The organism is Nocardia sp. NPDC046473 (assembly GCF_040645995.1).
GTDB lineage: Bacteria > Actinomycetota > Actinomycetes > Mycobacteriales > Mycobacteriaceae > Nocardia.
Map to the genome: position 1 here is coordinate 838,210 of NZ_JBEYZJ010000002.1, position 15,889 is coordinate 854,098.

Here is a 15,889-nt window from a genome sequence, read left to right on the forward strand (position 1 = left end):
CGGCGACGCCGAGGATGGCGTTCGATCCGTCCGGGCATACTTCCAGCACACCATTGCCGGGGGTGGGAAACAACGCCCGCGATGGATATCCAAAGATTTCGCGCGAATTCCCAGCACGAAAACCAGCCGGGAGGGGAGGATTCTCCATAGTGGACGAAAGAGCCCGCTGCCCAAGCGAAGTGACGGGGAACCGAGCTTGCTGGTTGCCCCCGGAAAATCACGGGTGAGCAGCCGAACACAGAACGGAGCGTGCTGTGTCAGCGAGTTCGGCAAGAGCGTCAACGAGTTCGGAGCGACTGCCCGGATTGGACAAACCGACCGGTATCGAGGGCGTCTCCTCCACCCTACCGCGCAGGCAGCTCGGCCGGTATCTACGCGACTGGCGCACCCAGGCCGGCCTCACCATCGCCGAGGCCTCGCGGCTGATGGAGTGGGGCGCAAGCACTTTGCAGCGCCTGGAGAAGGGGCAGGCCGATCGGATCCGCACCATCGACATTCAGGAACTGTGCCGCATCTACGGCATCCACGAGGACCTGGCCGACGGCCTCAAGGGCCTGGCCCAGCAAGCCGCGGTCAAGAGCTGGTGGCATGCCTACGGCGACCTGATCCCCGAAAACTTCGATGTCTACGTGGGTTTGGAGGCATCGGCCCAGCAACTGAGTTCCTACCAATCGGAACTGGTGCTCGGTCTGCTGCAGACCGCGGACTACGCCAGGACCCTGCATCGTCTCGGCTATCCGAACGATTCCGAGTCGGAATTGGAGCGACGCGTCCAACTGCGGTTGCAGCGCCAGGCGTTGATCACCAGGCGGGCCGCCCCCGCGAAGGTTGCCGTGGTGTTGCACGAGTCGGTGCTGCGCCGGGTGGTCGGTGGCGTGAAGGTGATGGCGGCACAGCTGCGACACCTCGCGGATTTGAGCACCAGCGACAATGTCTCGGTGCGCATCCTGCCGTTCACGGCGGGCATTCCGCTCGGGGATCCCACCGGCCCGTTCACCGTGCTGGAGTTCGGTACCGACGGCAAGGGACAGCCGATCGAGCCGCCGGTGGTGTACGTGGAGGGATTCACCGGAGATCTGTATCTGGAAAGACCGGTCGACGTGCAGCGGTACCATCGGGCACACCAGAGCCTGCAGCGCGCCGCGCTGGATATCCAAACCAGTCGGCAGCTGCTCCGGCAGGTGGCCAAAGAGTTCGCAGTGTGAATATCGATCTAATTGGGGCGCAATAGTTTACGTGCACAGCCGGGTGCCGCGTGGATATTCGACCGCGCTGCACCCGGCGCTAACGAAGGAGCTTTTGTCGTGAGCATCAATAATGGCGCGAATGTCGACCTCACCGGCGCGATCTGGCGTAAGGCGGGCGAGGGCGAAGGCAGGGACAGCGTCGAGGTGGCCCTGCTCGCGGACGGTCACGTCGGCCTGCGCGACGGCAAGAACCCGGACGGACCGGCGCTGGTCTTCACCCCGGCCGAGTGGGCCGCGTTCACCGCGGGCGTGCACGACGGCGAGTTCGACCGTCCGACCAGCTGACCACGGCCCGGCGCGCCGGGCCGTTCGCTCTTGCCAACGCGGAGCGGCGGATTAGTTTTGATAACAATTGGGTAGACCACTCTTTGTGGACCGTGGGCTCAAAGGCTCCCACTCCCGGTACAAGAAATTGCGACCTGGTGATTGGGTGGAATGGCTGATCGTCGCGTTGCTGTTTGCCGTGACGACGATCGGGCTGTTCATCCTTACCGGATCGCTGATGTCATCACTGTTCATCGGCGTACTCGTCGGAGTTGTCGCCGTCGGTGTGGTGGCGATGTTGTAAAGGGTGCGTGCTCCGGCCGAGGGGAATGCCCGGCCGGAGGTCACCTCGTCAGCGACGAAACAGCTTGTTGCCCAGCCACACCAGCGGATCGTATTTATGATCCGCTACGCGCTCCTTCATCGGGATCAACGCGTTGTCGGTGATCTTGATGTGTTCGGGGCAGACCTCGGTGCAGCACTTGGTGATGTTGCACAGCCCGAGCCCCTGCTCATCCTGGGCCAGATCGCGCCGATCACCGACGTCGAGCGGGTGCATTTCCAGCTCCGCGATCCGCATCAGGAACCGCGGCCCGGCGAACGAGGTCTTGTTCTCCTCGTGGTCGCGCACCACGTGACAGGTGTTCTGGCACAGGAAGCATTCGATGCACTTGCGGAACTCCTGCGAGCGCTCCACATCGATCTGCTTCATCCGGTAGTCACCCGGCTTGAGATCGGCGGGCGGGGTGAACGACGGGATCTCCCTGGCCTTCTGATAGTTGAAGGACACGTCGGTGACCAGGTCCTTGATCACCGGGAAGGTGCGCATCGGAGTCACCGTGATCACCTCGGCCTCGGTGAAGGTGGACATCCGCGTCATGCACAGCAGGCGCGGCCGCCCGTTCACCTCGGCGGAACAGGAACCGCACTTGCCAGCCTTACAGTTCCAGCGCACCGCCAGATCGGGCGCCTGGGTGGCCTGCAGCCGGTGGATGATGTCGAGCACCACCTCGCCCTCGTTCACCGCGACGGTGAAGTCGTGCAGTTCACCGCCGTCGAGGTCGCCGCGCCATACGCGGAATTTGGCGTCGTAACCCATCGCTACGCCTTTCCCTCTGTCGATTGCCCGGCCGCCGCCGGATGCCCAGCGGTTTCGCCCGGGGTGTAGTACTTCTCCAGCTCGCTGAGGTCGAACAGGGCGAGCAGCTCCGGCCGCATCGGGGTCTGATCCTTAGGTGTCACAGTGACGTCGGGGATCGTCTCCCCCGCCGTGCTCGGTTCCACCGAGCAGACCAGCAGCTTGTTGCGCCAGTCGGGATCCATCGCCGGATGATCGTCGCGGGTGTGCCCGCCGCGGCTCTCGGTGCGCAGCAGCGCCGCCTTCGCGACGCACTCGCTGACCAGCAGCATGTTCTCCAGATCCAGCGCGAGGTGCCAGCCCGGGTTGAATTGCCGATGTCCCTCGACGGTGACCTGCTTGAACCGGGCCCGCAGCTGGTCGAGCTTGGTCAGCGCCTCCCGCACCTCGTGCTCCTTGCGGATGATGCCGACCAGGTCGTTCATCGTCTGCTGCAGATCGGTGTGCAGGGTGTACGGGTTCTCGCCCGCGCCATCGCTGGGCGGATCGAACGGCGCGAGCGCGACTTTCGCGGCCGCGGTGATGTCGGCGTCGGTGATCGTCGGCCGCTCGTCGAGCTGCTCGACGTACGCGGCGGCACCGAGCCCGGCCCGGCGGCCGAACACCAGCAGGTCCGACAGCGAGTTGCCGCCGAGCCGGTTGGAGCCGTGCATGCCGCCGGAACACTCACCGGCGGCGAACAGACCGGGCACCGTCGCGGCTCCGGTATCGGGATCGACCTCGACACCGCCCATCACGTAGTGACAGGTCGGCCCGACTTCCATCGGCTCCGCCGTGATATCCACGTCCGCAAGCTCTTTGAACTGGTGGTGCATGGACGGCAGGCGGCGCTTGATCTCGTCGGCGGGCATCCGCGAGGCGATATCGAGGAAGACGCCGCCGTGCGGCGTGCCGCGACCGGCCTTGACCTCCTCGTTGATCGCGCGCGCCACCTCGTCACGCGGCAGCAGGTCGGGGGTGCGGCGTGCGGAGTCGTTGTCGCGCAACCACTGATCGGCCTCCTCCTCGGTCTCGGCGTACTGCCCCTTGAAGACCGGCGGGATGTAGTCGAACATGAACCGCTTGCCGTCGGTGTTCTTCAGGACGCCGCCGTCGCCGCGCACCCCCTCGGTGACCAGGATGCCCTTCACACTGGGCGGCCAGACCATGCCGGTCGGGTGGAACTGCAGGAATTCCATGTTGATCAGCGTCGCCCCGGCCCGCAGCGCGAGCGCGTGGCCGTCGCCGGTGTACTCCCACGAATTCGAGGTCACCTTGTACGACTTGCCGATGCCACCGGTCGCCAAAACCACTGCGGGCGTTTCGAACAGGATGAAGCGGCCGGATTCGCGCCAGTAGCCGAACGCGCCGGAAATCCGGTCGCCATCCTTCAGCAGTTCGGTGATGGTGCATTCGGAGAAGACCTTGATGCGCGACTCGTAGTCGCCGGTCGCCGCGAAATCCTCCTGCTGCAGCGAGACGATCTTCTGCTGCATGGTGCGGATGATTTCCAGGCCGGTGCGGTCACCGACGTGCGCGAGCCGCGGATAGGTGTGGCCGCCGAAGTTGCGCTGGCTGATCCGGCCGTCGGCGGTCCGATCGAACAGTGCCCCATAGGTTTCCAGCTCCCACACCCGGTCGGGTGCCTCCTGGGCATGCAGTTCGGCCATGCGCCAGTTGTTCAGGAACTTGCCGCCACGCATCGTGTCCTTGAAATGCGTTTGCCAGTTGTCCTTTTCGTTGGCATTACCCATCGACGCGGCGCAGCCGCCCTCGGCCATCACGGTGTGCGCCTTGCCGAACAAGGATTTGCACACCACCGCGACGGAGTGGCCGTGTTCTCTGGCCTCGATCACCGCGCGCAATCCTGCGCCACCGGCCCCGATGACGACGACGTCGTACTTGTGCCGTTCTACTTCTGGCATGGCCGCGAATACTCCTGGGGTTGGGACGGATCAGTTGATGAACCGCAAGTCCGAAATCGTCTTGCTGGCAACCAACATGACGTAGAAGTCGGTCAGCACGAGGGTGCCGAGGGTGGTCCAGGCCAGCGCCATGTGCCGGGTGTTCAGTTTGGAGACCTGGGTCCAGAACCAGTAGCGCACCGGATGGGCGGAGAAGTGCTTGAGCCGCCCGCCCGCGATGTGCCTGCAGGAATGGCAGGACAGCGTGTACGCCCACAGCAGGATCACGTTGAGCCACAGCACGAAGTTGCCGAGGCCGAGCCCGAAGCCGCCGTCCTTGCCGTGGAACGCGGCGATCGCGTCGTAGGTGTTGATCAGCGAAACCACAATGGCCACATAGAAGAAGTAGCGGTGTGCGTTCTGGATGATCAGCGGCAGCCTGGTCTCGCCGGTGTACTTGGCGTGCGGTTCGGCGACCGCGCAGGCCGGCGGGGAGAACCAGACGGCCCGGTAGTAGGCCTTGCGGTAGTAGTAGCAGGTCAGCCGGAAGCCGAGCAGGAAGGGCAGCACCACGAAGCCCAGCGGCAGGATCACCGGCAAGTCGCCGAACGGTGTGCCGAAGTGGCTGGCGCCCTCGACGCACGAGGTGCTCAGGCATGGTGAATAGAACGGCGTCAGGTAGTGGTAGTCCGGAACCCAATATGCCGTTCGCACATAGGATCTGATCGTCGCGTAGATAACGAACGCGCCGAGTCCGAGCACCGTGATCGCCGGTGGCACCCACCATCGATCGGTGCGCAGCGTGCGTTCGGAGATTCGGGCCCTGGTCTTGCTGAAGACGCCGGTCCCCGTTTCCGGGGTGGTGGTCGAAGCGGCACTCACGACCGTGCCTCGCTAGCGCTCGGCACCGTCGTGAATGCCGAAGGCGCTGTGTTTTTGGTTCGATCGCTGCGCTCACTCACGGGTGGATGCCTCGCTGATCTGCAGTGCGGGTGGTCATCGATACCTCCGCAAATTGAATGTGATGCCCAGCACCATACGACACCCCCGCTATCGCTCGAGCGGGGTCCCGGTATACCCGACCCAGCCGGATGCCCGTGATTTGCGCCACATTGGCTGTCACTTCAACAACTGCGGTCGAGCGGTGAACAGACCGCTAACTCTTCGAACTCGACTAAAACAGAACAGCATTCGAGGGCTGCCCGACTGAACGAAACCTGAAGTCGAAATACCGACGCGCCGGTTGTCACACGGAGGCAACATAATTGTGGTCCTCTTTTCTCGAGATGTACCCGCTGACGTGCGCTGATGTCCACGTCGCGCCGGACTTGGCCGGGGGAAGGAGCCCAAGGTGAGAAGAGCCGCGATCGTTGCGCCGGTGCGTACGCCGAGTGGGATCGAGGGGGGCGCGCTGTCCGGAATGCCGCCGGAATGGATGGCTTCGACGGTGCTGTCGGCGGTAATCGAACGCTCCGGGATCGACCCGATGCGGATCGAGGACGTCGCCATGGCGTGTATCGATGGGGGTCTGGCTACCGGGCCCGAGTTGAGCAGGCTTGCCGCGCGCGGCGCGGGTCTGCCGTTCGCCGTTCCCGGGTTTCTGACCGATCGACGCTGCGGCAGTGGCCTGCAGGCGGTGATCACCGCGGCCATGATGGTGCAGACCGGCGCGGCCGATGTCGTGGTGGCCGGCGGCGTCGAGTGCGCTGCGGATGCCGCTGCCTGCCATGGGGAATCGGGGACCACGTCCGATCTGATGAACGCCGAGGACCTGGCGCGCTACTACGGCATCAGCCGGATCGAGGCCGACGAGTTCGCGGTGGCCAGCCATCGCAAGGCCGCGCGCGCCTGGCGGCAGGGTAATTTCGCCGCCGAGGTGATTCCGGTCGGCGTAGTGGATGAGCCGGGTTGGGCCGACCCGGGTCTCGAAGGCACTGGCGGACACCGCATTCTGCGCGACGAGGGTTTACGCGACGACGTCTCCACCTACACCCTGGCCGCGCTGCGCCCGCTGCTCGCGAACGGCGTGGTCACCGCGGGCAATATGAGCGCCCACCGGCATGGCGCGTCGGCCTGCCTGGTCGTCGCGGAGGACCGCCTGGTGGATCTCGGCCTGACGCCGATGGCGTATCTGGTCGGCTGGGCCGCGGCCGGATGTGATTCGGAGACCGCGACTCTCGGTGCGGCACCCGCCGTCGCCAAGCTGCTCGGGCGGACCGGGATCACGCTCGACGACATCGATCTGGTCGAGGTGAACGAGGGTTTCGCGGTGGAAGTCCTTGCGCTGGCCCGGGAATGGGATTTCGATCCGCGCGACCGGCTCAACGTGAACGGCTCGGCCATCGCCCTCGGACATCCGGTCGGCGCCACCGGCCTGCGGATCATGACCACGATGCTGCACGAACTATCCCGCACCGGCGGCAATTACGGCCTGGAGGCCATCGCCCTGGGCCACGACCACGGCATCGCGGCCCTGTTCGAATCGGCCGGGGCCGACCCGGTGGTCGAGACCCCCCGCGGCGCCCGCTTCCACGGCGCCCGCCCCGCCCGCCGCTTCGGCCGACACCGCGCCTAACCCCACCCCCACCGACCGAAGGGATGGGGCGAAGGAAGTCGCGGGCCCACCGGCACGGAATGGGCCCGCGAAGTCAGGTTTGCGTTATTTGGTCCTTGGGCGGGAGTGGAAGCCCAAGCCCTCGTCCTGGGCGCCCATCCAGGCCGCCTCGTCGGACTTGCTGTCCGGGACGTAGATGGTGTCCTGCGGGCGACGGCGCACCTCGGGCGGCGGCGACTGCTCGAGCTCGTCGGCGTCGATGACGAGCCGTTCGAGGTCGTTCTCCAGCCGCCGCACCATATTGGCGTCGCCGTAGTGGGCCCGCAGTGCGCCGATGGATTGCCGGAGCTGGCCGACCGTGTAGCGGAGTTCAGCGATTTCGCTGCGTGTCATCGATACCTCCTGTGTTCCTGGCAGACCTGCGAACTCGGTGGGTAACGGGTACTTCCATGGTCTGCCTGGAAGCGCGCTGCACCAAGTCGTGTGACTCAGCACACAACGTGATCTTTAACACAGTACATAAAGAATTCGGATCTGGCTCGTCAGCTGCCAAAGTTCGGCAGTTCGCCCAATTGTTGCTCGCGCTCGGTCGTCGTGCTTGGTGTGAACCACTGATCGGTCAATTTCGGTGATCCGGGACCGCCCAGCATTCATCCGGCGACGGCGTACTCCGGCCCCTGCCCGCGCATCCCGGCGACCACCTGATCGACCAATCCGACGATGGACAGCGCCACCTCCTCGGCCCGCTCGAAGATCACGCTGTGTCCGGCGCCCTCCAGCGGCACCAGCTGCGAACCGGCCAGCTGCGAGGCGAGCACCACCGAGTGCGCGAACGGCACCACGATGTCCGCGGTGCCCGCCAGCACCAGCGTGGGGATGATGCCGAGCCGGTGCAGGGTCGCGGTCTCGTCGAAGGTGATCAGCGAGGCGAGAAAGCTCGACATGGTCAGCAGCGGCGTGTCGTTCAGCATGGCGGTGGCGACCGCGACCATCCGCGGATTCACCCGCCGGGTGCCGGTATTCGCCGCGCGCATGATCGGCTCGAAGAGCCTGCGGGACAGCCGCTTCGAGCCCTGCATGACCCGCGGCGCGCGCACCACGGCCACCTGCAGCGAGTTCACCGCGCGCCGCTTCAGGAACCGGCCGAGCCCCACCTCGGTGAGACCGTTCGCGGCGCCGGCGATCAGGCCGACGCCGACGATTCGGGTGCCGATCGTCTCGGGGAACAGCCGGGAGTAGGCGAGCACGACCATCGCGCCCATCGAATGTCCGATCAGGATCACCGGCCCGGTCGGCGCGACCGTCCGCAGCACGGTGTCGAGATCGCGTCCGAGCTGGTCGATGGTGTACGTCGACGGGTGCGCCTCGCCGGATTCGCCGTGACCGCGATGGTCGTAGAAGACCATCCTGGTCTCGGCGCCCCACTGTCGCAGCAGTTGGTCGCGCAGGAAGGACCAGGATTCGGTGCGCAGGCAGTGCCCGTGCACGAAGACGACGGTGAGGGATGCGGAATCGGTGCCGAAGGTGCGAACCGAGATCGGGATACCGTCCTCGGCCGACACCGTGACACGGTGACCGTCGTAGTCGGCGGCGCAGCGCGCGATCGTCGTGGACATGACGTTCCTCCTAGGAGGGTGCATCCTTGCGGAGCGTTCTTGCCCGGTTGTCGATATACATTTCCGCTGCGTTACCAGCTCATACCCGGCGTTATGGACAAGTTGTCCAACTGACGCATGGGACGTATGTACGGGCCGCGCGGCCCTCGGAGAATCTACGGATCGCTAGGTCGAGTCCTAGATTCCGGTAGAGAGCCATGATCAGCCCTCGCTTGCCGAGTATCGGCCTGTCGACCAGATTTCCTAGAGTCTCCTAGATTCGGCTACGAAGCAGTCACCTCTCCCCTGTTATGGAAATCTACGACTATCTAGCAATTTGCCGATACAGATGGATATTCGCATGATGATGGCAGCTCCGGGCACCACGTTCGTCACAGAACGTGGTGCCCGGTAGCGCGGCTCAGATCAGGGTGCCGAGTGGCTGCGCGTGGACGGTAGGAACGGGCGCAGCAGGTTCTCTTCGGTCGACGGACCCAGCTGCCATTCGGCGATCCACGGCCCGGTGCCCTCGCTCGGATCGAACACCCCCTCCTCGAGCCAGGTGTAGCGCCCGCTCAGCACGCCGCGGGACAGGGTGCGGTCATCGTCGTCGGTGTTGTCCCAGAGCGCGTCGAACAGCCTGCGCACCCGGACCCTGGACTGCTTGCAGAAGGCGTCCGCGAGTTCGGTCGCCGCGGTGGCCTCCGGCGCGTTCGCGGTGCGCAGCGACTGCGCACGCATGCAGGCTGCGGACATCGCGAACAACTCCGCGCCGATATCGACGATCCGGCCGAGGAAGTTCTGCTTGTACTCCAACCCGGCCTGCCAGCGGCCCATCGCATACATCAGCGACCTCGCCTGCTTGCGCGCGCTGCGCTCGACGAACCGCAGATGCTTTGCCAGCGTGCCGAATTCGGTATAGGTCGCGGGCACGGTCCCCGAGCCGACCGCGAGCTGCGGGAACCACTTGGCGTAGAAGCCGGTCGCACCGACCGCCGCCTTGGCCTTGTCCTTGAACTCGGCGTTGCGGTCCACCAGGGCACCCGCGGCGGACATGTGCGCGTCGGCCATCTCCCTGGCGATCAGCAGCCGCATGATCTCGCTGGAACCCTCGAAGATGCGATTGATTCGCAGATCGCGGACCAGCTGTTCGGCGCCGACCGCGCGTTCGCCACGGGCCGCGAGCGAGGCCGCCGTCTCGTAGCCGCGCCCGCCGCGGATCTGCACCAGCTCATCGGCGATGGTGCAGCTCATTTCGCTGGCCCAGAGCTTGGCCAGCGCCGCCTCGATCCGGATGTCGTTGCGCGCCTCGTCGCACATGGCGGCGGACAGATCCAGCGCCGCCTCGAGCGCGTAAGTCGTTGCGGCGATGAAGGATATCTTCTGACCGACCGCCTCGTGCTCGCCGACCGGCCTGCCCCACTGCACTCGCTCGGTGCTCCACTCCCTGGCGATCTTCAGCGACCACTTCGCCGACGCGGTGCACAGCGCCGGGATGGCGAGCCGACCCGCATTGAGGGTGGTGAGCGCGATCTTCAGGCCGTCGCCCTCGCGGCCGATGAGATTGGCGCGCGGGACCCGCACGTTGTACATCCTGGTGACGCCGTTCTCGATGCCGCGCAGGCCCATGAACGCATTGCGCCGCTCCACCGTGATGCCCGGCGAATCGGCCTCGACCACGAACGCGGAGATGCCGCCGCGATGCCCCTCGCTCTTGGGCACCCTGGCCATCACCACCAGCAGTTCGGCGACCACACCGTTGGTGGTCCACAGCTTGACGCCGTTGAGCTGGTAGGCCGTGCCGTCCTCGATCGGGGTCGCGGTGCTCGCCATCCTGGCCGGGTCGGAGCCGACGTCGGGCTCGGTGAGCAGGAAGGCGCTCACCGCGCCCGCGGCGCAGCGGGGCAGGAACTCGGCCTTCTGCTCGTCGGTGCCGGCCAGCTTCAGCGGCTCGGGCACGCCGATGGACTGGTGCGCCGAGAGCAGCACGCCGAGGCTGGGATGCGCCGAGCCGACCAGCATCAGCGCGCGGTTGTAGCCGAACTGGGAAAGACCCTGTCCACCATAGGATTCCGGAATCTTCAGGCCGAAGCAGCCGAGCTCGGCCAGCCCCTTGACGTACTCGTCCGGGATCCGGCCCTCCGCCTCGATCACCCGGCCGTCGATGGATTCGCAGAACGGGCGCAGCTTGGCCAGGTAGGCCGCGGTGCGGGCGGCATCCTCCGCGCCCGGCACGGGGTAGGGGTGGATCAGATCGAGCCGGAACCGGCCGAGAAACATCTCCTTCGCGAACGATGGTTTGGCCCAGCTGGTTTCGCGGGATTCCTCGACCAGTGCGCGGGCCTGCTCTTCGGTGGCGTCGACTTTCGCGGCTGTCGCCATGATGTCCTCCTCGGACGTGATCAGGATCACATTCGAGTGTAAGAACTTTAGTTACCGGCCGGTAGGGCCGCAGGTCGATTGATTTCTATCGATCTCTAATGATCTTGGTAGACAAGCTAATACGTCGCTATCCCGCGTTGTTCGTATTGCCCGATTCTCGACCTCAAACACTGCGCAGGTAGCGGCCGAAGTGCGGCACGGTGAATCCGATGGTGCCGCGCTCGGCCGAATAGATCAGGCCCTTCTTGATCAGTCCGTCGCGGGCGGGCGAGAGCGAGGCGGGCTTGCGGCCGAGTTCGCTGGCCACCGCCGAGGTCGCCACCGGACCGTCGTCGCCGGCCAGATCGGCCATGGCGCGCATGTACTCTCGCTCGGCCGGCGTTGCCCGTTCGTAGCGGGAGCCGAAGAAGCCGACCGCCAGTTCCTCCTCCGCGGTCGGCGCGGCCACCTCGACATCCTCGGCCGAGATCGGGCTCTCCGGCGCCTGATCCCACGCGGCCTTGCCGTAGGCCTGCACGAAGTACGGATAACCATCCGCCTTGTGGTACAGCGCATCCAGCGCCTCGTCGGTGAACTTCACCTCCTCGCGCTCAGCGGGCGCGATCAGCGCGAGGTCGGCCGACTCCCGGTCGAGCCGATCGATGCGGTGATAACTGAACAGTCGCTCGGAGTAACTCTTCGACGCGGACAGCACCGCGGGTAGGTGCGGCAGTCCGGCGCCGACCACGATGAGCGGCGCGGTGTCCTGGCTCAATTCGTGGCAGGCGCCGCAGATCGCGGAGATATCCGCGGGACCGAGATCCTGCATCTCGTCGATGAAAATCGCGATGCCGACGCCGATTTCGCTGGCCAGCGCCGCCGCCTCGACCAGCAGCTCGACCAGGTCGATCTCGATATCGCCGGAATCCGCGCGGCCGGTCACGGCCGGCACATCGATGCCGGGCTGCCAGCGTTCCCGCATCCCCTTGTCCGCGGTGGCGCGCAGCGCGAAAGCCTTGAGGATGCCGAGGAAGTCGTCGACCCGCTCCGGGTTGCGGTGCGCCATCGCGATCGCGCGCACCGCCATGTGCAACGCGGAGGACAGCGGCCTGCGCAGTTCCTGATCGGGTCGCGCCTCGATCTTGCCGGTGCCCCAGCCGCGCGAGATGGCGGTGGAGCGAAGTTGATTGAGCAGCACCGTTTTTCCGACGCCGCGCAGGCCGGTGAGCATGACGCTGCGTTCGGGGCGGCCGCGCGCGATGCGCTCCAGCACGATGTCGAAAGCGGTGAGTTGCTTGTCGCGCCCGGCTAATTCGGGTGGGCGCTGTCCGGCTCCGGGAGCATACGGATTCCGCACGGGGTCCATGCCCTAACACCGTAGCGCGTTATGTCCGTGAAATCTGTCGGTATCTACGGCGCGTCCTAGATATTGCTAGCGGTTGGTATTGCACGATTGCTCTCGCCCGGTTGAGATGGGCACGGAAGTCATTACGCTGGTGGCGTTTCCAGCGAGTATCGGAGGGTCATGTCCGACGAGCCCACCCCGACCACCGCCGAGGTGGTCGAATCCTGGAACGTGCCGGCCGGCGCGACGGTGGCGCGGCGCATCCGCGCCAACATCCTGGTGGCGATAGAGCGCGGCTACGACGACCCGCAGCTGGTGGCCGACCTCGCGGTCGGGCCGTTGGTGATGGCGCTCGGGCAGCTCGAAGTCGGGCTCGCCGACGCGCGGCGCCGGATCGCCGAACTCGAGCAGACGCTCGCCGAACGTGGCGGCGAAGCCTCGAACGGTCGCGAATCCTGAATTCCCAGCGGACGATTCGGACATTTGCCGCCGATCGGTAACAGACACTTATTCGCCGATATCGTGTCGTGACCCGATGGGCGTGTCGGGATTCCGGGCGATCGTCCAGGGAGTTTGTCGGGGCCGGAAAACTACCAGGTCGTTGCGCTGGACAACACCGCGTCGGCATCGTAATCTCTTCGTGACTTAGTGGAGTCCTGTCGTTTCGAAAGAGAAGCGGCGCCACACAGTTACCGCCTTAGCGGCCGTCGGGGCCATCTTCCCGCCTGCCGTGCCGGGAACACCCACAGTGTTCGTCTGGGTGATTCCTTGCGGCCATTTTCTGGTCGCTCACCGGTCGGCGGGAGAGTACGAAGATCGGAGACGTAGCTCGGTGGGTAAACACAGCATGCAGCGGGATTCGCGCTTGCCGAATTCCGTCAAGGGTGCCCTCGTCATGGGCGCGGTGGCCGCGACAACCGGCGCGATGCCCGCGATCCCCGCGATGGCGGCAACCATCAACCTCCCCGGACTCGGCAACTTCGATGTTCCTGTGCCACAGGAATACGAGGCGCCCGTCCAGCAACTCAACCAGCAGATCCAGCAGGCCGTGTCGGCCATGCCGAACGCGCAGGTTCCCGGCGCACCGCAGCAGCAGGCGGCGCCCGGCATCCCGAACTTCGCGCCGAACATGCCCGGCCTGTTCAATCCCGCACCCAGTGCCAGCGATATCGCGCTCGACGCCGCCAAGACCAAGGTCGGTGCGATGTACTCCTGGGGCGCCGCAGGACCCTCCAACTTCGACTGCTCGGGTCTGGTCCAGTGGGCCTACCGTCAGGCCGGCGTGGAACTCCCCCGCACCAGCTTCGAGCAGTCGCACGTCGGCGCTCCGGTGGCCTTCCAGAACCTGCAGCCCGGCGACATCGTCGTGACCAACGGTGGCGGCCACGTCGGCATCTACGCGGGTGACGGCAAGCTGCTCAACGCCGTTCAGTCCGGCTCGCCCGTCTCCTACACCCCGCTCCGCCAGGGCGATATCGTCACCGCACGCCGTATCGTCTAACGAGTGACCCCCGCCGAAAACGGCATCCGTGCGAACGGAAACAAGAGCACCGCGACGCAGGCCCGAGTCGATTCATGGACTTGGGCCGTGCGCCTGTTCAAAACCAGATCCGCTGCCGCCGAGGCATGCCGAGGTGGGCACGTCCGCGTCAACGGCGCGGCGGCCAAGCCGGCCCAGTCGGTCAAGCCCGGCGATGAGGTGCGCATCCGGATCAGCGGTATCGAACGCATTGTGATCGTCGAGCAGATCGTCACCAAGCGCGTCAGCGCGCCGCTGGCCGCGCAATGCCTGATCGACCGCAGCCCGCCGCCGCCCTCCCGCGAGATTCTCGCCACCATGCCGCGTCGCGACCGCGGGTCCGGTCGACCCACCAAGCGCGAACGGCGCGAGACCGATCGGCTACTCGGTCGCGCTGACGAGTGAACGCTACGTCGCGGCAGGCGCTTTCGGAGCCCGCGCGGCCACTCGATTCGCCGCCACCGCGGCCGCGGCGATCGTGCACAGCGCGCCGAGCATCAGTGCGGCCGCCTCACCCGGCACCAGCACCTGCAATTCGGTGCCGACGGTGACCGCGGCGACCGGAACGCCGATCTGCGCCGCCGCGAGCGCGCCGTAGCCGACCGGCTGACCGAGCAACCGTGGCATCAAATGGACAAGCACCGCGCCGATGCCGAGCGCCAGGCCGAGGGCGATGAGCCGCGGATGCTCGCCGAAATCGCGCAGGTTGAGCCGGGCGCCGAGCCAGACGAAGAACAGCGGCCCGAGGAATCCGTCATTGATCGCGAACAGTTGACGGGCCACCCGGCGCGGTTCGCCGATCGCGGCCACCGCGAGCCCGGCGGCGAAGCCCGCCAACATGATCGACACCCGCGTCTGGGTTGCCACGGCACACAGCGCGAACAGCACGGCGAGACTCACCCGCAGTTCGAGCGCGAGCTTGCGATCCTCCGACAACCGGTGCGCCCGGCGTCGCACACCGGACACCGCCAGCCACCGCAGCAGCACGAAGAGCACGACCCCGCACGCGGCGACCGCCAACGCGCCGAGCGCCGCGCGACCCGCATTGCCGGGATCGATGGCCAACGGCAGCGCGACAACGCAGGCGGTATCGGCGATCGCGACCTGCGCGGTCATCGCCAGCACCGGCTTACCCTGCAGGCCGAGCGAGTCGATGATCGGCAGCACCAGCGCCGCCGACGAGGAGGCGATCAGCACCGCGTACATGGCGCCGTGGCCGGTGTCGAACCAGTGCGCGATGCCGAAACCCGCTGCGACGGCGAGCAATCCGACCAGCACCGCGCGTATCGCGCCGACGCCGAGTGCGGAGCGAACCGCCGGATCCCGTACTGGCACATGGGTTCCCGCCACGAACATCACGACCGCGAAGCCCATGTCCGCGAGGAAGGTGAAGATCGGATCGGCGCTGTGCAGCACGCCGAACCCGGTGGCGCCGAAGACAATTCCGGCAATGATCTCGCCGAGGATCACCGGCACGTGCCACGAACTGCGCAGCGCGAGCAGCGGTCCGCACAGGCCGAGCGCGAGGACGAGCGCGAGGGTGGAGAAGGTCACGGCATGGCGGCTATCTTCGTCGGAATGGCGATGTTCTCATCCGCCCAGTGGATCGCGCAGACTCGGTGGTAGCCGTCGGCGATCACCATCGGCGTGCCGGTGCGGAAGTCGCCGCGCACCAACAGGATCGGCGACAGCGACTTGCCATTGTTGATCTTGATCAGGTCCTGCCGGACATGCGGATTTTCCGGCGGCAGCAGCTCGAGCCCGGCCGCTCGCAGAATATCCTTGGCTTTCTTGTGCACGATGGGAGCGGCCCGCAAATCGTCCACCACGGCACTGACGACCTTCGGCCCGGCAAGCAGCTCCAGGTAGTCGGCGGCTGCCGGGTAGTCGTGCTCCTCGGGTTCGTCTTTCCACTGCACAGAGATGTTGTCGGTCGTCATGCACCTCATCATCCGGCCGACGGGCCGGATCAGCGGGACTTCG

The 15,889-nt window shown here is 66.1% G+C and carries 16 protein-coding genes; 7 read left to right on the forward strand and 9 right to left on the reverse strand.

Annotated features, from left to right (window positions below; all coding sequences use genetic code 11):
* The first annotated feature begins 305 nt into the window (after positions 1 to 305).
* The 3 genes from ABZ942_RS09285 (at position 306) to ABZ942_RS09295 (ending at position 1,815) form a co-directional block, all read left to right on the forward strand.
* Complete coding sequence (locus ABZ942_RS09285; protein ID WP_357380196.1) at positions 306 to 1,205, forward strand: helix-turn-helix transcriptional regulator; 900 nt, start codon at positions 306 to 308, stop codon at positions 1,203 to 1,205.
* 99 nt (positions 1,206 to 1,304) lie between these two features.
* Positions 1,305 to 1,532, forward strand: coding sequence for a DUF397 domain-containing protein (locus ABZ942_RS09290; RefSeq protein WP_357380197.1), 228 nt, complete (start codon positions 1,305 to 1,307; stop codon positions 1,530 to 1,532).
* Positions 1,533 to 1,677: 145 nt separating this feature from the next.
* A complete protein-coding gene (locus tag ABZ942_RS09295) occupies positions 1,678 to 1,815 on the forward strand; it encodes a hypothetical protein (RefSeq protein WP_357380198.1) in 138 nt (45 codons plus the stop codon).
* 48 nt (positions 1,816 to 1,863) lie between these two features.
* On the opposite strand, the gene ABZ942_RS09300 is transcribed toward ABZ942_RS09295, so the two are convergent.
* The 3 genes from ABZ942_RS09300 to ABZ942_RS09310 are packed head-to-tail and all read right to left on the reverse strand — an operon-like array spanning position 1,864 to position 5,414.
* On the reverse strand, positions 1,864 to 2,610 hold the full coding sequence (locus ABZ942_RS09300) for a succinate dehydrogenase/fumarate reductase iron-sulfur subunit (protein WP_357380199.1): 747 nt from the start codon (positions 2,608 to 2,610) through the stop codon (positions 1,864 to 1,866).
* A 2-nt stretch (positions 2,611 to 2,612) separates the two neighbouring features.
* A complete protein-coding gene (locus tag ABZ942_RS09305; RefSeq protein WP_357380200.1) occupies positions 2,613 to 4,553 on the reverse strand; it encodes a fumarate reductase/succinate dehydrogenase flavoprotein subunit in 1,941 nt (646 codons plus the stop codon).
* A 30-nt stretch (positions 4,554 to 4,583) separates the two neighbouring features.
* Positions 4,584 to 5,414: a hypothetical protein gene (locus ABZ942_RS09310; RefSeq protein ID WP_357380201.1), complete on the reverse strand. Its 831-nt coding sequence runs from the start codon at positions 5,412 to 5,414 to the stop codon at positions 4,584 to 4,586.
* A 469-nt stretch (positions 5,415 to 5,883) separates the two neighbouring features.
* On the opposite strand from ABZ942_RS09310, the gene ABZ942_RS09315 reads away from it, so the two are divergent.
* Positions 5,884 to 7,107 (forward strand): acetyl-CoA C-acyltransferase, encoded by a 1,224-nt coding sequence (locus tag ABZ942_RS09315; RefSeq protein WP_357380202.1) that lies wholly within the window; start codon positions 5,884 to 5,886, stop codon positions 7,105 to 7,107.
* Between the two features lie 84 nt (positions 7,108 to 7,191).
* Here the strand turns inward: ABZ942_RS09315 and ABZ942_RS09320 are convergent, their stop codons facing one another.
* The 4 genes from ABZ942_RS09320 to ABZ942_RS09335 form a co-directional block, all read right to left on the reverse strand.
* The gene (locus ABZ942_RS09320; RefSeq protein ID WP_357380203.1) at positions 7,192 to 7,479 is read right to left on the reverse strand and encodes a hypothetical protein; all 288 of its coding nucleotides are present in this window, start codon (positions 7,477 to 7,479) and stop codon (positions 7,192 to 7,194) included.
* 257 nt (positions 7,480 to 7,736) lie between these two features.
* The gene (locus tag ABZ942_RS09325; RefSeq protein WP_357380204.1) at positions 7,737 to 8,702 is read right to left on the reverse strand and encodes an alpha/beta hydrolase; all 966 of its coding nucleotides are present in this window, start codon (positions 8,700 to 8,702) and stop codon (positions 7,737 to 7,739) included.
* Between the two features lie 405 nt (positions 8,703 to 9,107).
* Complete coding sequence (locus ABZ942_RS09330; protein ID WP_357380205.1) at positions 9,108 to 11,063, reverse strand: acyl-CoA dehydrogenase family protein; 1,956 nt, start codon at positions 11,061 to 11,063, stop codon at positions 9,108 to 9,110.
* Between the two features lie 163 nt (positions 11,064 to 11,226).
* Positions 11,227 to 12,408 carry an ATP-binding protein gene (locus ABZ942_RS09335; RefSeq protein WP_357380206.1) on the reverse strand — a complete coding sequence of 394 codons (1,182 nt, stop codon included), beginning with the start codon at positions 12,406 to 12,408 and terminating at the stop codon, positions 11,227 to 11,229.
* Positions 12,409 to 12,567: 159 nt separating this feature from the next.
* On the opposite strand from ABZ942_RS09335, the gene ABZ942_RS09340 reads away from it, so the two are divergent.
* From ABZ942_RS09340 to ABZ942_RS09350, 3 genes are all read left to right on the forward strand, one after another.
* Positions 12,568 to 12,846 (forward strand): hypothetical protein, encoded by a 279-nt coding sequence (locus ABZ942_RS09340; RefSeq protein WP_357380207.1) that lies wholly within the window; start codon positions 12,568 to 12,570, stop codon positions 12,844 to 12,846.
* Between the two features lie 406 nt (positions 12,847 to 13,252).
* Positions 13,253 to 13,888, forward strand: a complete 636-nt coding sequence (locus ABZ942_RS09345) for an NlpC/P60 family protein (RefSeq protein WP_357380208.1) — start codon at positions 13,253 to 13,255, stop codon at positions 13,886 to 13,888.
* A gap of 3 nt (positions 13,889 to 13,891) precedes the next feature.
* Positions 13,892 to 14,311, forward strand: coding sequence for an RNA-binding S4 domain-containing protein (locus ABZ942_RS09350; protein ID WP_357380209.1), 420 nt, complete (start codon positions 13,892 to 13,894; stop codon positions 14,309 to 14,311).
* 3 nt (positions 14,312 to 14,314) lie between these two features.
* On the opposite strand, the gene ABZ942_RS09355 is transcribed toward ABZ942_RS09350, so the two are convergent.
* Both ABZ942_RS09355 and ABZ942_RS09360 read right to left on the reverse strand, forming a co-directional pair.
* Positions 14,315 to 15,460 carry a cation:proton antiporter gene (locus tag ABZ942_RS09355; protein WP_357380210.1) on the reverse strand — a complete coding sequence of 382 codons (1,146 nt, stop codon included), beginning with the start codon at positions 15,458 to 15,460 and terminating at the stop codon, positions 14,315 to 14,317.
* Positions 15,457 to 15,846, reverse strand: coding sequence for a hypothetical protein (locus tag ABZ942_RS09360; RefSeq protein ID WP_357380211.1), 390 nt, complete (start codon positions 15,844 to 15,846; stop codon positions 15,457 to 15,459). Before ABZ942_RS09360 ends, ABZ942_RS09355 begins: the two co-directional genes overlap by 4 nt.
* Positions 15,847 to 15,889 lie beyond the last annotated feature (43 nt).

Excerpts from the sequence above, each read along its gene's own strand:
- ABZ942_RS09300 (WP_357380199.1), bottom strand. The coding sequence starts at position 2,610 with ATGGGTTACGACGCCAAATTCCGCGTATGGCGCGGCGACCTCGACGGC.
- ABZ942_RS09305 (WP_357380200.1), bottom strand. The coding sequence starts at position 4,553 with ATGCCAGAAGTAGAACGGCACAAGTACGACGTCGTCGTCATCGGGGCC.
- ABZ942_RS09320 (WP_357380203.1), bottom strand. The coding sequence starts at position 7,479 with ATGACACGCAGCGAAATCGCTGAACTCCGCTACACGGTCGGCCAGCTC.
- ABZ942_RS09325 (WP_357380204.1), bottom strand. The coding sequence starts at position 8,702 with ATGTCCACGACGATCGCGCGCTGCGCCGCCGACTACGACGGTCACCGT.
- ABZ942_RS09330 (WP_357380205.1), bottom strand. The coding sequence starts at position 11,063 with ATGGCGACAGCCGCGAAAGTCGACGCCACCGAAGAGCAGGCCCGCGCA.
- ABZ942_RS09335 (WP_357380206.1), bottom strand. The coding sequence starts at position 12,408 with ATGGACCCCGTGCGGAATCCGTATGCTCCCGGAGCCGGACAGCGCCCA.
- ABZ942_RS09340 (WP_357380207.1), top strand. The coding sequence starts at position 12,568 with ATGTCCGACGAGCCCACCCCGACCACCGCCGAGGTGGTCGAATCCTGG.
- ABZ942_RS09360 (WP_357380211.1), bottom strand. The coding sequence starts at position 15,846 with ATGACGACCGACAACATCTCTGTGCAGTGGAAAGACGAACCCGAGGAG.